The organism is Solwaraspora sp. WMMA2059 (genome assembly GCF_027497315.1).
Classification (GTDB): Bacteria; Actinomycetota; Actinomycetes; order Mycobacteriales; family Micromonosporaceae; genus Micromonospora_E.
Genome location: NZ_CP114908.1, coordinates 4,777,204 through 4,790,574 on the forward strand (window position 1 = coordinate 4,777,204; position 13,371 = coordinate 4,790,574).

Sequence of the window (13,371 nt, forward strand, 5' to 3'; positions counted from 1 at the left end):
CGGCATGACACTCCCGGTACTCGCCGCCCGCCGGCCGCTGCTGCTCACCGGCCTCGCCGGCACGTTGCTCGTGGTCGGCGTGGTCGCCGCCGGCTCCGGACAGGTGCAGATCGCCCCGGCCGAGGTGGTCGCGTCGGTGCTGCACCGGCTCGGCCTGGAGATCGGCGCGTTGCCGACCGCACCGCACGGCGAGAACGCGCTGTGGATCGTCCGGTTCCCCCGGGTCGTCCTGGCCGCGGTCGTCGGCGCGTCGCTCGGCTGCGCTGGCGCCGTCATGCAGGGCGTCTTCGGTAACCCGCTGGCCGAGCCCGGCGTCATCGGAGTCTCCTCCGGAGCGGCGGTCGGCGCCGCTCTGGCCATCGTCACCGGGTTCTCCGCACTCGGCGGCTGGACGTTGGCCGCCGCCGCTTTCGTCGGCGGGCTGGCCACCACCTACCTGGTGTACGCGTTGTCCCGCGCCGACGGACGTACCGAGGTGGTCACCCTGGTACTCACCGGCATCGCGGTCAACGCCGTCGCCGGTGCCGCGATCGGGCTGCTGATGTTCGTCACCGACGCGGCCGGGGTGCAGGCGATCGCCTTCTGGAACCTCGGCAGCCTGGCCCAGGCCAACTGGAACGCGGTGGCGGTGGCCCTGCCCTGCCTGATCGTCGGGTTGGCCGCCGCGCTCGCCTCGGCCGGCAAGCTGGACCTGCTCGCCCTCGGCGAACGCTCCGCACGTCATCTCGGGGTGGACGTGGAACGGCTGCGGGTACGCATGATCGTCGTCACCGCGCTGCTCGGTGCCGCCGCGGTGGCCTTCACCGGCGTGATCAGCTTCATCGGTCTGGTGGTGCCGCATCTGGTCCGGATGGTCGCCGGACCAGGGCACCGGGTGCTGCTACCGGCCAGCGCGCTCGGTGGGGCGGTGGTGGTGATCGCCGCCGATCTGGCCGCCCGGACCCTGGTCGAGTACCAGGAACTGCCGCTCGGGGTGCTCACCGCGGTGGTCGGCGGTCCGGCCTTCTTCTGGCTGCTGCGCCGTACCCGGCGGCGGGCCGGAGGTTGGGGATGAGCCCGCCGCCGGCGCGGCTGCTCGGCCGGCGCACGCCTGTCCGCGTGCCGGCATCCCGGCCGGCCGGCACCGCGCTGATCGAGATCGACCAGCTGCGGGTCGAACTCGGCGGGCGAGCGGTGCTCGACCAGGTCGACCTGGTGGTTCACACTGGCGAGGTGATCGCCCTGGTCGGTCCCAACGGTGCCGGCAAGTCGACTCTGCTCGCCGCCATCGGCGGCGACGTCGCGGCGGCCGCCGGCGGGATCCGGATCGACGGCAGGCCGCAGTCCGCCTGGAGCTCGACCGAACTGGCGCTGCGCCGGGCGGTGCTGACCCAGCGCAGCGTGTTGTCATTCCCGTTCACCGTGGCCGAGGTGGTCCGGATGGGCCGGGCACCGTGGGCCGGGCTGTCCGCCGAGGAGTCCGACGATCCGATCGTCGACCAGTGTCTGGCCGCCACCGACGTGGCGCAGTTCGCGGGCCGCACCTTCACCTCGCTGTCCGGCGGCGAGCAGGCCCGCGCCGCGTTGGCCCGGGTGCTGGCCCAGCGGGCCGCCGCGCTGCTGCTCGACGAACCGACCGCCGCGCTCGACCTGCACCACCAGGAGCTGGTACTACGGCTCGCCCGACAGCGGGCCGCCGCCGGTGACGCCGTCGTGGTGGTGCTGCACGACCTCGGTCTGGCCGGCGCGTACGCGGACCGGATCGCGTTGCTGTCGGCCGGTCGGCTGCGGACCGTCGGACCGCCCGAGCAGGTCCTCACCGGTGCGCTGCTCAGCGAGGTATACCGGCACGACATCGAGGTGTTGCCGCACCCCGAGACCCGACTCCCGCTGGTCGTTCCGCGACGGCAGCATCCGACCCGGCAAGGAAAGGAACCCCGAGTTGAGTGACACCTTCTCCGCCCGGCTACGGGCGGCAAGCTGGCAGGACCACCAAGCGGCCGAGTCCCAGCGGTACGTCTCCGCGCTGGTCGCCGGGGAGCTGCCCCGACAGCGGTACGCCGACCTGGTCGCCCAGCACCACTTCATCTACCAGGTGCTGGAGGAGGCGGCCGACGCGATGCGCGAGGATCCGCTGGCCGGCGACTTCGTCGACGACCGGTTGACCCGGTTGCCGGCGTTGGAAGCCGACCTGGCGTACCTGCTCGGCCCGGACTGGGCCGGCCGGGTCGGCCCGAACCTGGCGACCCGCCGCTACGTCGCCCGGATGCAGGAGGTCTGCTTCACCTTCGCACCGGCGTTCATCGCCCACCACTACACCCGGTACCTCGGCGACCTGTCCGGCGGGTTGTTCATCGGCCGTCAGGTGGCGCAGACATACGGGCTGACCGAGGAGGGCGGCGTGGCGTTCTACCACTTCGCCGGCATCGACGATCCGCGCGGGTACAAGAACGCGTACCGGGCCCGGCTGGACGCCCTGCCGCTGGACGTCACCGCCGAGGCGGCTCTGGTCGGTGAGGTGGCGGTGGCCTACCGGCACAACTCGGCGGTCCTCGCCGAGCTGGGCCAGGAGCAGGAGCCGAAGTCGGTGGCGTCGGAGTCGATGGAGTCGGCGGCGTGAGCGCGGCGCAGGGCCAGGCCGGGCCGACGCAGGGCCAGCCGACCGACCCGTTCACCGCCGAGGTGGTCGCCCAGGTTGCCCGGCACATGAACGACGACCACGCCGCCGACTCGTTGCTGATCTGCCGGTCGCTGGGTGGCACCCCGCAGGCGTCGGCTGCCCGGATGACCGACCTGGACGCCGACGGCATCGATTTCGCGGCCACCGTGGCCGGCGTCGAGGTGCCGGTCCGGGTGCCGTTCGCGTACCGACTCACCGAACGGGTCCAGGTCCGCCACGAGGTGGTCCGGATGTACCAGGAGGCCTGCGCCCAACTGGGCGTCACGCCCCGCCCGGCGGACGGCTGACCGGCAAGCGAGCGGAGCCCTCCGGCGTATGCGACGATCGCAAAATGGTTGCCAAACGGCATCGCGGGCATATCGCCCGCACCGGTGTCGCGGTGCGACTCGCCGCCTGGCTGGTGTCGGCCGTCGCCGTACTGTCGATCGCCGGGTGCACCGGGATCGGGATCGGCGAAGCACCCGAGTCCGGCAGCGCGACGTACTCGGCGTGGGGGCTGAACGAGGCGTCCAGCGCGCTGACCGGCTCCGACCGGATGATCGTCCTCAACGGCGACGTGCAGCGCAGCGAGCAGGAGTTCTTCCAGGTACGCGGGGTGTGGGGGCCGGACGGCTTCACCCTCGACGAGACGTCCGCGACCAAGGTACGGGCGTTGGCCGGCCAACTGCCGCAACGCACAGGTGACCCGGACTGTCACCGGCTGGTCCTGGTCAACCACGGCTTCTTCGGCGGCGGGGCGATCGCCGTGGTCGACCCGGAGGAGTTCCCGCCCGACGAGCCGGTGGTCGCCCGGCCACTGAACTGACCTCGCTCGCCAGGGCTGATGCCGCAGGTACATCAAGATGCACCTGCGGCATCGAGCTCGACCGGCACCCCCGCCCCGGGGCGGGCATTGATTTCAGACGGTTCTAGCCGGTGGTCACGGTTGGTGCCGCGTCGCAGGGCAGACCGTTGAGAGTGAACCCGGCCGGTGCCGGTCCGGCACCTGCGCCGCCGCTGCCGAGGAAGCCGAATTCGACCCGGCCACCGGCGGGCAGTGACGCGTTCCAGGCGGCGTTGGTGGCGGTCACCGTCGACTCATCCTGGGTGATCACCGCGTTCCAGGCGACCGCGACCTGCTGTACACCCGCGAACGACCAGCCGAGCGACCAGCCGTCGATCGGCTCGTCACCCGTGTTGGTGACGCCCACCGTCACGGTGAAACCCGATCCCCAGTCGCTGTCCACCCGGTAGTCGACCAGGCACTCGGCGACCGGATCCGGTTCGTCGGCCTCGAAAGTGATCCGGTGCAACTGGCCGGGCAGGTCGTTGGCGAGGTAGAACTCGCCGTCCGCAGCCACCGCGAGGGTGGTCGGCTGGATCGGCAGCTCGCCGATGACCGCTGTGTCGTACCCACCGTCCGCGTCGGGCCGAATCGCGTACGCGGTCGCCGAGCAGTAGTCGGTGGCCAGGTAGGTGCCGGCGGCGGCGGATTCGCTGCCCCGGTAGACGTGGCCGCCGATCACAGCGCAGCCGCCGACCGAGGTCTGGTAATGGAACACCGGGTCGACGTACTCGGCGGCCGGGTCGCACCGCTGCGGATCGAACTCGACCGGGCCTTCCCGGCAGGACCAGCCGAGGTTGGCACCGGCCACCCCGCGCAGATGGTTGACCTCCTCGTAGCTGCCCTGTCCGACGTCGGCGATCCACAGCGAGCCGTCCGCCGGGTCGAACGAGAACCGCCACGGGTTGCGCAGGCCGTACGCCCAGATCTCGGCGCGGGCGCCGGCTTCGTCGACGAACGGATTGTCCGTCGGTACGCAGTACGCAAGGTCGCCGCAGGCGGCCGAGACGTCCAGCCGGAGGATCTTGCCGAGCAGGGTGCCGAGATCCTGACCGGTGCCGAGCACGTCGTCGGCGCCGCCGCCGTCGCCGATGCTCCAGTAGAGGTGGCCGTCCGGGCCGAAGGCCAACTGTCCGCCGTTGTGGTTGGCGTACTCGGCGTGCGGCTGGCTCAGCAGGATCTCCTCCCGGTCGGCCGGCACCGGCTGCTGGTCGGCGGCCTCCAGTGGCAGCCGGGACAGGGTGACCGCGCCGTCGGGCAGCGCGGTGTACGCCAGGTAGATCGCCGGGTCGGCGGCGAATCCGGGGGACGTGGCGATGCCCAGCAGGCCGCGTTCGTTGCCGGAGGTGTCGACCCGGTCGCTGATGTCCAGCAGCGCCGCCTCGGCCAGGCCGGAGGCCGGGTGGTAGATGCGCACCCGACCGGCCTTCTCGGTGATGAACAGCCGGCCGCTGCCGTCGTCCGGGGCCACCATCGCGGTCGGTCGTTGCAGCCCGAAGGCAACCTGGGTGCTGGTGACGGAGATCTGGTCGAGTGGCACCTCGGCGGCCGCCGAGGTCGCCGCCGAGGTGAGGTCGGCGGGCTCGGCGTGCGGGTCGGTGTACGGCGTGGCGTGAGCTGCGGTTGCGGACAGCGCCAGCGCGGTCGCGGCGAGTGTCGTCGCGGCGACCCGCCAACCAGCCAACGCATAAGATCGAGAATCTCTCATATTCATGATGATCAGCTTATGGCCGGGGTGACCCGATCGCCACGCCTCCGCCACCCGGCGGACACAGATTGCACCACTCAGAGTAGTCAAACGGGCGCACATAGTGGTTACTCTGGGTACATGGAGCCGGACTCCCCCGACCCGATCCAGATCGCCGAACTGGTGATCGCCTGGTCCGGTGGGATAATCGCGGCTTTTGCCCTTTTGGTCACTGCGTTGACGGTGGTCTTCGTCTTCGCGGGTTTCGTCGGTGTCCGTGAACTGCGCACCATCCGGCGCACCGGCGCCCGCGCCCGGCTGGAGCTCGACCGCCAACGGGTGGTCGCCGAGGAGATCGTCGCGCAGGCCGACCGGGCCATCGACCAGGCGGAAACCCTCTCCGAGCAGGCCGACACGCTGGTCGGCCGGGTGGAGACGGCGGTCGGCCGGGCCGAACGCCAGTCCGAGCAGGTACACCTGCTGATCGAGGACATGCGGTCCCGGCTGAGCGACTTCGATCACCGGTTGACCACCCAGGTCGAGGTCTCCTACCTGTTCAATCAGGGAGAGGCCGCGTACTGGGAGGGCTACTACGAGAAGGCGGTGGAATGCCTGCGCCGGGCGGTCGAACTCGATCCGCGTAACCCCCGGGTGCGCTACCGGTTGGGCCGGTCGCTGACCAACCTCGGCGAGGACGCCGCCGCCGAGGAGGAGTTGACCACCGCCATGGCGCACCGGTTGCCGACCGACGCCGCCGACCGGGCGCTGGCCCTGCTGCACCGCTACGCACGGCCGGACCGGGCGCTGGCCTACGCCCGCAACTCGACCAAGCACGGCCCGCACGACGCGCAGAACTGGAATTGTCTTGGGCTGCTGCTCCGCGACAACGGCGACTTCACCGCCGCCCGGGATGCCCACCAGCAGGCCAACCGGTTGGACCAGGAACTTGTCTCCACCCCGTTCTTCCTGGCGCTGCTCGCCGCCCACGGCCAGGCGCTGCCACACGCCCGGGACCGCTCCGCCGAAGCGATCAGCCGGCTCGACTCCAGCGAACGCCGGGCCAAGATCAAGCCCATGTGGGCGTCGTTGATCCGGTGGACCGACGAGGTGCTGCGCGGCAACTACGCCGAGGCCGACCTGCACGCCGCGGTGCTCTACCAGACCTGCAAGTCGAGTCGGCGGGCCCGGGAGATCTGTGACCACATGGACTTCCTGCTGCGGTCACTGGCCCGCGAGGAGCACCGGGACCGTTACCTCGGGGCCATCGAACGCACCTGGCTGACCAGCCGGCCCTGCTGACTATCTGCCCGCTGGCTTGCAGCCTGCCGACCGCCGCTATCCCTGTTTGCCGGCCGCTCCGGAGATGGCCGCCACGCCGACTGCGGCGAGCGCCACCTGCAACGCGAGCTCGATCCAGTCGACGCCCCGGGTCTCGGCCACCCCGAACAGGCTGGCGACCAGGGTGCCGAGCAGCGCCGCCACCACACCGATCAGCAAGGTGACCCAGATCTTCAGCTTCTGCTTGCCCGGGACGACCAGCCGCCCGAGCGCTCCAACGATGAGACCGATGATCAGCGCCGAGAAGATTCCGTCGATTTCCACCGCATACCCCCTGTACCGGTCGGCTGGCCGCCCCTACCGCACTGTCGGCCCTCTCCTACCACCATGCCAGAACCAGGCAACGACGCCCATTGCGTCAAGCACCGGACAACCATCGATGAATCACAGTAGATAGTCGCACTGAGCTGGATCTTCTCAGCAGGTTCGCAGCATGACGCGATAATCTCTCGGGTAAGACAGAGCTGTCCTGCCCTCGTCACCCCTCGACTGGAGCATCGGCATGTCGGCACCGGACGCGCCCGCCACGACAGCCCTCCGAGCCCTCCGCGGAACGCCGATCTGGGCGGTGCTGACCATCGCCGTCGGCGCGCTGCTCATGGCGACCAGCGCGACCGCGGTCGTCGGCGGCAAGCTGCTGATCGACCGGTACACGAGTCGAATCCAGCAGCAGGACCTGCTGGCCGGTGCCGCGAAGGTCCCACAGGAGCCCGACGGCGAGGCGCTGGACGGCCCGATCACCATGCTGCTGCTCGGCGTGGACGAACGGGGCAGCCGACCTGGCGAGATGCGTTCCGACACGATCATCATCCTGCACGTGCCGGCCACCCACGATCAGGCGTACCTGGTGTCGGTCCCCCGGGACACCTGGGTCGAGGCGCCGGCGTTCGAGCCGAGCGGATACCCCGGCGGCGAGTCGAAGATCACTGACGTGTTCCGGGCCGGCTCGCGCAACGGAGTCGGCCGGGCCGGCGGCGCGCAACTCGTCGCACTCACCCTCAAGGACCTGACCGGCATCGAGTTCGACGGCGCGGCGATCATCGACTTCGGCGGTTTCCGGAATGTCATCGACGCACTCGGCGGGGTTCGGATGTGCGTTGACCAGCGGGTGAAGTCGCAGCACATGCGGCTGGTCGACGGCGAGCCCAGCTGGCTGGCCGAGGCCCGCGAGGTCGGCGGCGGCGAGGAGCTGTGGCACGAGGAGGGCTGCAAGCGGATGGCCGGGTGGGAGGCGCTGGACTACTCCCGCCAGCGCTACGGCCTGCCGAACGGGGACTACGACCGGCAGCGTCACCAGCGGCAGCTGCTGAAGGCCATGGTGCAGGAGGCGAGCAGCACCGGCGTACTGACCAACCCGGCGAAGATCGACCGGGTGATCACCGCGGCCGGCAAGGCCTTCGTACTGGACACCGGCGGCGTCCCGATCGCCGATTTCGTATTCACCCTGCGCGGGATCACCGCGAACGACCTCATCATGGTGAAGACCAACGGTGGCGGGTTCAATCCGGCCGGATTCAGCAGTACGGCGGCCGAACGGCTCACGCCGGAGAGCCTGGAGATGTTCGACGCGGTACGGACCGGCACACTGGACGACTACCTGTTGGCCAACCCGGACGCCGTCCAGCGGGATTGACCGTCCGACTCATCGGGACATCCGTCACCGTGATTCCCGCCGCACGGTCCACATCGGTACGGTGTCTCCATGACCGCCGCGTACCCGGTCCGGGTCAACTTCACCAATCACGTCACCGCCGCCGACTGGCAGGCACTGCAACAGGCCGGGCAGCCGGTCCAGCTAGGCCGCAAACATGGTCTCTTCCTGCAGGACGAGCAGAGCCGCGACGTGTTCCTGCTGCTCGGCGGGGCGGTCAAGGTGTACCGGACCGAGGCCAACGGCAGCGAGACGATGCTGACCGTCCGGTCTACTGGGGATCTGCTCGGTGACATCGCCGCGCTGGACGGCACGCCCCGGTCGGCCAGTGTCTCGGTGCTGCGCCCGGTCACTGCCCGGAAGCTGACCACCGAACAGTTCCTCGCCGTGGTCGACGACCGCGACCTGCACCCCGCGCTGCGCCGCTACACCAACGCCCGGCTGCGTGAATCCGACGAGCAGCGGGTGGAGATCGCCTCGCTGCCGGTGCCGCAACGGCTCGCCAGGGCGCTACTCCGGCTCGCCAAGGCCAGCCCGGACGGCCCGAACCAGGTCTCGCTCGACCTCGGGCTCTCCCAGGACGGCCTGGCCCAACTGATCGGGGCGTCCCGCAACGCGGTAGTGACCGCGATCAGCCGGTTCCGTGACGACCGGTTGATCGCGACCGCACCCCGCCGGTTCATGCTGCTCGACCTCGGCCGGCTCGCCCGGATCGGATACAGCGGACCACGGTCCGGCAGCCACTCGTCGACCTGAGTATCCGCCGGCCTGAATGCCTGTCGACCGAACAGCAGACTTTGGGAAACCGATTGTCTGGGCGGAGCCGCGATCAGTTCGGTCCGGGTCGCGGACCGGCCACCCGGTGACCATCTTGGTCCATTGATGGCCGCGTTGCCCACTGGTTGGCAGAAAACATCGGGCAACTTGGGCACGATGCGGAGCCGACGAAACTCGACCTTCGACAGGAGCACCGGTGGTCGTCACCCCTCCGCCATTCACCGTGACCCGGGAGTTGCCGCCATACACCGGCATCCTCGCCGTCGACGCCAAAGGTTTCACCGCCGAGCCCGGCGGCACCCATCAGGACATCAACCAGCTCATTCCCCAATTGGTCCAGCAGGCCTTCGACGCGGCGGCGATCGGCGAAGCCTGGCAGGACCCGCTGTTCTACGGCGACAGCGGCGACGGGCTCGCGATCGGCGTACCGACCCGGCTGCTCCCCGCCCTGGTGCACCCGTTCCTGGCGGTGCTGCAGCACGTGCTGGCCGAATACAACGCCGGTGTCTCGCGCGGCCAGCCGGTCATCCGGCTGCGTGCCAGCCTGCACGTCGGGCCGCTGCCGGTCGATCCGGACCGGCCGGAGCGGGCCGGCAACGGCACCGCCCGCAACGAGACGCACCGGCTACTCGACTCCGACGCGGTCCGGATCATGCTCGACTCGGCCCAGCCGACGATCACCCACGTCGCGGCGATCCTGTCCGACCGGGTCTTCACCGACGTCGTCCGGGCCGGCTACACCAGCCGGCATCCGGACCACTTCATCGAGGTCTCGGCGACCGTGCCGGGCAAGAGCTTCAGCCAGCAGGCCTGGCTGTACGTGCCGGAGCCGTCCGGCAGTCTGCTGGCGGTGCCACGGTTCGCCCCGCAGCCGACGGTGCCCGAGTCAGCGGGCGGCCCGGCGGCACCGGACAGCGAACGCGCACCCACCGGCAACGCCGGCGGTCGACAGCCCGCGCAGACCGGCGAGCTGCGAATCCGCAGCAACTCCGGGCAGGCGGCCAACCAGGTCAACGGTGGGATGTGGCAGTCCCGGGGCGGACGTCACGGATGATCCGTACCGACCGGAACCTGCCGGAACTCGCCGAGCCCGACCGGCCGGAGCCGGCCGACCAGGACCTACCGGAGCTCGCCGACCGGGACCTACCGGAGCTGGCTGACCTCGATGACCTCGACGCGCTGGACGAGCTCGACGGCGGCGGTACCGACCTGCCAGCCGGCGGCACCGGTGCCGCCGTGACCGTCGACCACAACGACGGGCAGGTCGCCAATGTCGTCTACGGCGGTCTGCACCAGTACGTCCAGCGGGTACGGGACTACCACGAGCTCAGTGCCGAGTACGTGCGGGACCGGCTGGCCGGATTCGTCGACCCGGGCTACCGCACCGTCGCAGGCGACCGGCTGACCGCCGAGACCGCGGTCGCCCGGATGCGTCGGGACGGCGGAGTGATCCTGGTCGGCGGCCCCGGGACCGGGCGGTACACGGCCGCGCTGCGGCTGCTGCACGGCACCGGGCTACGGCTGCGGGAGATCCGGCCGACTTTCGACCCTGCCCGTGGCGAACAGCTGACCATCGCGGAGCTGCCGGTCGCGCCGGGCTACGCGTACCTGCTCGAACTGCCCGAACACGCCCCGCACATCCGGTACGGCTTTGCCCGGGACATCGCTGCCTACTGCGACAGCCTGGCCCGGCGGGGTTCGGCCATCGCGGTCACCGTCACCGGTACGACCTGGGAGCAGCTCGGCGCGGTACGCGACGGCCCGGTGCTGCACGTGGCGGCACCACCCGCCGATCTGGTCCTCGGCCGGCGGCTGCATCAGCTTCGGCCGGATCTGGCGCTCGACTGGCTGACCGGTCAGCCGCAGATCGCCGAGCTGTTGGTTGACGCGTCACCCGCCGAAGCGGTCCGGCTGGCCCAGCTCGCCGCCGACGTGCTGACCGCCCAGCCTGGGCCGGCCGGCCCGCCGGTCACCGCCGGAACCGACGCCGGCCGGCAACTGGTCGAGGCGCTGGTCTCGGCGTACCGCAACTGGGAGGTGGAGCTGACCGCCTGGTTCCACCACCATCCCGACCCACGCCACCGGGCGTTCCTGGTCGCCGCCGCAGCGTTGGAGGGTGCCCCGGCGGGACGGGTGCTCAGTGCCGCCGAGGCGCTCGACGCCCGGCTCGCCGGCACCGACGCACCACCGGCCAGCCTCGGGCACGCTGGCGTCCGTACCCTGGTCGAGACCGTCGACGCGTACCTCGACGACGATCACACGGTCCGCTACCGCCGGGCCCGGTACGCCGAGGCGGTGCTCGATTTCGTCATCACCGACCGGGCCGACACGTTCCAGCGCGAACTGTGGCGGTGGGTGTCCGAGCTGCCGCTGCGGGGCGGACAGCGGCGCGGTCCCGTCGACCGTGCGTTGGCCACCCGCAGCGCCGAACTGGTGCTGCACACCGCGCTCCGGCGGCGTACCCCCGAGATTCTCAGCCAGGTGGCACCGGCCTGGAGCCGGCGCGCCGGGCTGCGCGGGGCGCTGGTACACGTGCTGGGCATCGCCGCGCTCAGCCCGGAGATCGGTGCCGCCGTCCGCCAGCAGCTCTACCGCTGGGCGCAGGGCAGCAGCAACCCGGCCGTGCTGATCGCGGTGGCCGAGGTCTGCGGTGGCGAGTTCGCCGACTTCTACGTCGAACAGGCGATGGTCCGGCTGGGCCACCTGGCCCGGCACGACATCGCCGAGGTCGACGAGGCGGTACTCACCGCGCTGGCGGCACTGTGGCGGCGGCCGGCGCTGCGCCAGCCGGTGCTGCTGCGGTTGGCGCACTGGCTGGCCGACGACCAGCCGCGGCGGGCCGCGCTCGCCGCCGTCGCGCTGAATCTACTCGGCCGGCCGGAGCAGCCTCGGGCCGGCGACGGCCCAGCGCACGGCCCAGTCGACCCGGCGCACGGACCAGCCGACCAGCCCACCGGGCCACAGGCGCCGGTCCGGCAGCCCGACCGGGTGCTCGCCGAACTCGTCGTGGCCACCCCGGTGGTCCAGGACGCGATCGGGGTGGCGCTGGGCCGCGTGCTGGACGTCCGGCAGCTGCCGGGCAGCGTCGAAGCTCTGCTGCACCGGTGGTTCGACGACGCGGCGGCCGACCCCGGGCTGGTCGACGCGCTCACCCACGTCCTCGGCCGCACCGTCACCGCCGGTCCCGCCGCCGCCCGGCGGGTGGCCCGGCTGCGCGCGCTGCTGACCGCCTGGCCGGCCACCGACGACCCGGCGCGTCAGGCGGAACTCCGCCGGCACCTCGTCGACCAGCTGCGCCGTGCGAACCCGATCGCGGCCCGCCCACGGCCCGCACCGCTACTGCCGTCTCTGCTCTCCAGTGCCGCCGAGGAGTTGTGATGCCCGGTTTCTTCGACGTGTTCCGTAGCAGCCCCGTACCGGTGCTGCCCGGTCCGGACCAGGACGAGTTCACCGACCGGCTACCGGCAGCGCTGTCCGGCACCGAGTTCGTCGCCACGTTCGCCACTGCGTGGCAGCCGCTGCGCCAGCATGACCGGGCCGCCGCCACTGTCCGCTGGTGCATGCTGGACGCGGCCCGCCGGATCGCCGCCCCGCGCAGGGTCACCGAGCGGACCATGCTGGAGGCCGAGCTGAACACCCGGCTGCCGCAGATGGATCTGACCGCCTCGCACCTGCGGCTCCTGGGCTGCACGGTCAGACTGGCGGTGGACGCCCAGGCCGAGCAGGACACGCAGACGGTCGACAAGCTCACCCGGGAGCTGCGGATGCAGCGGCTGCGGCAGCAGTTGGAGCAGGAGCAGATGGGCTACCTGCGGGACAAGGTGCTCACCGACCCGGCGACCGCTCGGTCCTACTGGTTCATGCACCACCCGGACGCGTTGACGTCGCTGCTCGACGACACCTTCGAACAGGTCGCCGCGAAGCTGACCGGTGGCGGCGACCAGCAGACCGCGGTGATCGCCGAGACGGTGCAGGACTTCGTCGGTGGTCTCACCGCCGACGAACGGCGGTACCTGCTGGACCGGCTCGGCGATGTGTTCGTCTCCTTCGACCGGGGTGACCTCGCCGGCCGGGTCCTCGACGCGTGACCGCCGACCCCGTACTCAGGTCAGGTCGGCGTCGTGCACCAGTACGGCGATCTGCACCCGGTTGTTCAGCTCCAGCCGGGACAGCAGCCGGCGCCGTGACATCGCCTGGTCCGTTCGGCGGTGGCCGGGTGGTCGTCGGTCCGGGCGCGACCGAGCGGTACGGCGGTCGGCCTGCTCGCCGGGTCGGTGCTGGCTCGGCGCTGCGCCGGCGGGCGGCAGTTCTGGCGCCGGGCCGGGCCGTGAGGACGGTTACCTCAGCGACGTCACTGGGTACCAGGTTGCCCATCCGCCGGCCGGATCCCACCACCAGCAGGTGCGGCGGGGCCGGTACGGCGTCGACGAGTTGAG

Annotated in this window: 14 protein-coding genes; 12 read left to right on the plus strand and 2 right to left on the minus strand. The window is 71.3% G+C overall.

Features of this window, described 5'->3' with window-relative positions; translation table 11 throughout:
* Nucleotides 1-4: 4 nt before the first annotated feature.
* The 5 genes from O7553_RS21830 to O7553_RS21850 are packed head-to-tail and all read left to right on the plus strand — an operon-like array spanning nt 5 to nt 3,464.
* Nucleotides 5-1,054: an iron ABC transporter permease gene (locus O7553_RS21830; RefSeq protein ID WP_281551540.1), complete on the plus strand. Its 1,050-nt coding sequence runs from the start codon at nt 5-7 to the stop codon at nt 1,052-1,054.
* On the plus strand, nt 1,051-1,929 hold the full coding sequence (locus O7553_RS21835) for a heme ABC transporter ATP-binding protein (protein WP_281551541.1): 879 nt from the start codon (nt 1,051-1,053) through the stop codon (nt 1,927-1,929). Before O7553_RS21830 ends, O7553_RS21835 begins: the two co-directional genes overlap by 4 nt.
* Nucleotides 1,922-2,599, plus strand: a complete 678-nt coding sequence (locus tag O7553_RS21840) for a biliverdin-producing heme oxygenase (protein ID WP_281551542.1) — start codon at nt 1,922-1,924, stop codon at nt 2,597-2,599. The genes O7553_RS21835 and O7553_RS21840 overlap by 8 nt, the downstream gene beginning before the upstream one ends.
* Nucleotides 2,596-2,946, plus strand: coding sequence for a DUF2470 domain-containing protein (locus O7553_RS21845; RefSeq protein WP_281551543.1), 351 nt, complete (start codon nt 2,596-2,598; stop codon nt 2,944-2,946). Before O7553_RS21840 ends, O7553_RS21845 begins: the two co-directional genes overlap by 4 nt.
* Before the next feature lie 44 nt (nt 2,947-2,990).
* Nucleotides 2,991-3,464, plus strand: coding sequence for a hypothetical protein (locus O7553_RS21850; protein ID WP_281551544.1), 474 nt, complete (start codon nt 2,991-2,993; stop codon nt 3,462-3,464).
* Between the two features lie 103 nt (nt 3,465-3,567).
* Here the strand turns inward: O7553_RS21850 and O7553_RS21855 are convergent, their stop codons facing one another.
* Nucleotides 3,568-5,166 carry a PQQ-dependent sugar dehydrogenase gene (locus O7553_RS21855; RefSeq protein ID WP_281551545.1) on the minus strand — a complete coding sequence of 533 codons (1,599 nt, stop codon included), beginning with the start codon at nt 5,164-5,166 and terminating at the stop codon, nt 3,568-3,570.
* A gap of 144 nt (nt 5,167-5,310) precedes the next feature.
* On the opposite strand from O7553_RS21855, the gene O7553_RS21860 reads away from it, so the two are divergent.
* Nucleotides 5,311-6,468 (plus strand): tetratricopeptide repeat protein, encoded by a 1,158-nt coding sequence (locus O7553_RS21860; RefSeq protein WP_281551546.1) that lies wholly within the window; start codon nt 5,311-5,313, stop codon nt 6,466-6,468.
* Between the two features lie 36 nt (nt 6,469-6,504).
* Here the strand turns inward: O7553_RS21860 and O7553_RS21865 are convergent, their stop codons facing one another.
* The gene (locus O7553_RS21865; RefSeq protein WP_281551547.1) at nt 6,505-6,771 is read right to left on the minus strand and encodes a GlsB/YeaQ/YmgE family stress response membrane protein; all 267 of its coding nucleotides are present in this window, start codon (nt 6,769-6,771) and stop codon (nt 6,505-6,507) included.
* 238 nt (nt 6,772-7,009) lie between these two features.
* Here O7553_RS21865 and O7553_RS21870 point away from each other — a divergent pair, with 238 nt between their 5' ends.
* The 6 genes from O7553_RS21870 (at nt 7,010) to O7553_RS21895 (ending at nt 13,266) form a co-directional block, all read left to right on the plus strand.
* Nucleotides 7,010-8,140: an LCP family protein gene (locus O7553_RS21870; RefSeq protein WP_281551548.1), complete on the plus strand. Its 1,131-nt coding sequence runs from the start codon at nt 7,010-7,012 to the stop codon at nt 8,138-8,140.
* A gap of 69 nt (nt 8,141-8,209) precedes the next feature.
* Nucleotides 8,210-8,914 carry a Crp/Fnr family transcriptional regulator gene (locus tag O7553_RS21875; protein WP_281551549.1) on the plus strand — a complete coding sequence of 235 codons (705 nt, stop codon included), beginning with the start codon at nt 8,210-8,212 and terminating at the stop codon, nt 8,912-8,914.
* Between the two features lie 217 nt (nt 8,915-9,131).
* Nucleotides 9,132-9,989 (plus strand): hypothetical protein, encoded by an 858-nt coding sequence (locus O7553_RS21880; protein WP_281551550.1) that lies wholly within the window; start codon nt 9,132-9,134, stop codon nt 9,987-9,989.
* On the plus strand, nt 9,986-12,313 hold the full coding sequence (locus O7553_RS21885; protein WP_281551551.1) for a hypothetical protein: 2,328 nt from the start codon (nt 9,986-9,988) through the stop codon (nt 12,311-12,313). The genes O7553_RS21880 and O7553_RS21885 overlap by 4 nt, the downstream gene beginning before the upstream one ends.
* Nucleotides 12,313-13,023 carry a hypothetical protein gene (locus O7553_RS21890; RefSeq protein ID WP_281551552.1) on the plus strand — a complete coding sequence of 237 codons (711 nt, stop codon included), beginning with the start codon at nt 12,313-12,315 and terminating at the stop codon, nt 13,021-13,023. The genes O7553_RS21885 and O7553_RS21890 overlap by 1 nt, the downstream gene beginning before the upstream one ends.
* Nucleotides 13,024-13,143: 120 nt before the next feature.
* A complete protein-coding gene (locus O7553_RS21895; protein WP_281551553.1) occupies nt 13,144-13,266 on the plus strand; it encodes a hypothetical protein in 123 nt (40 codons plus the stop codon).
* Nucleotides 13,267-13,371 lie beyond the last annotated feature (105 nt).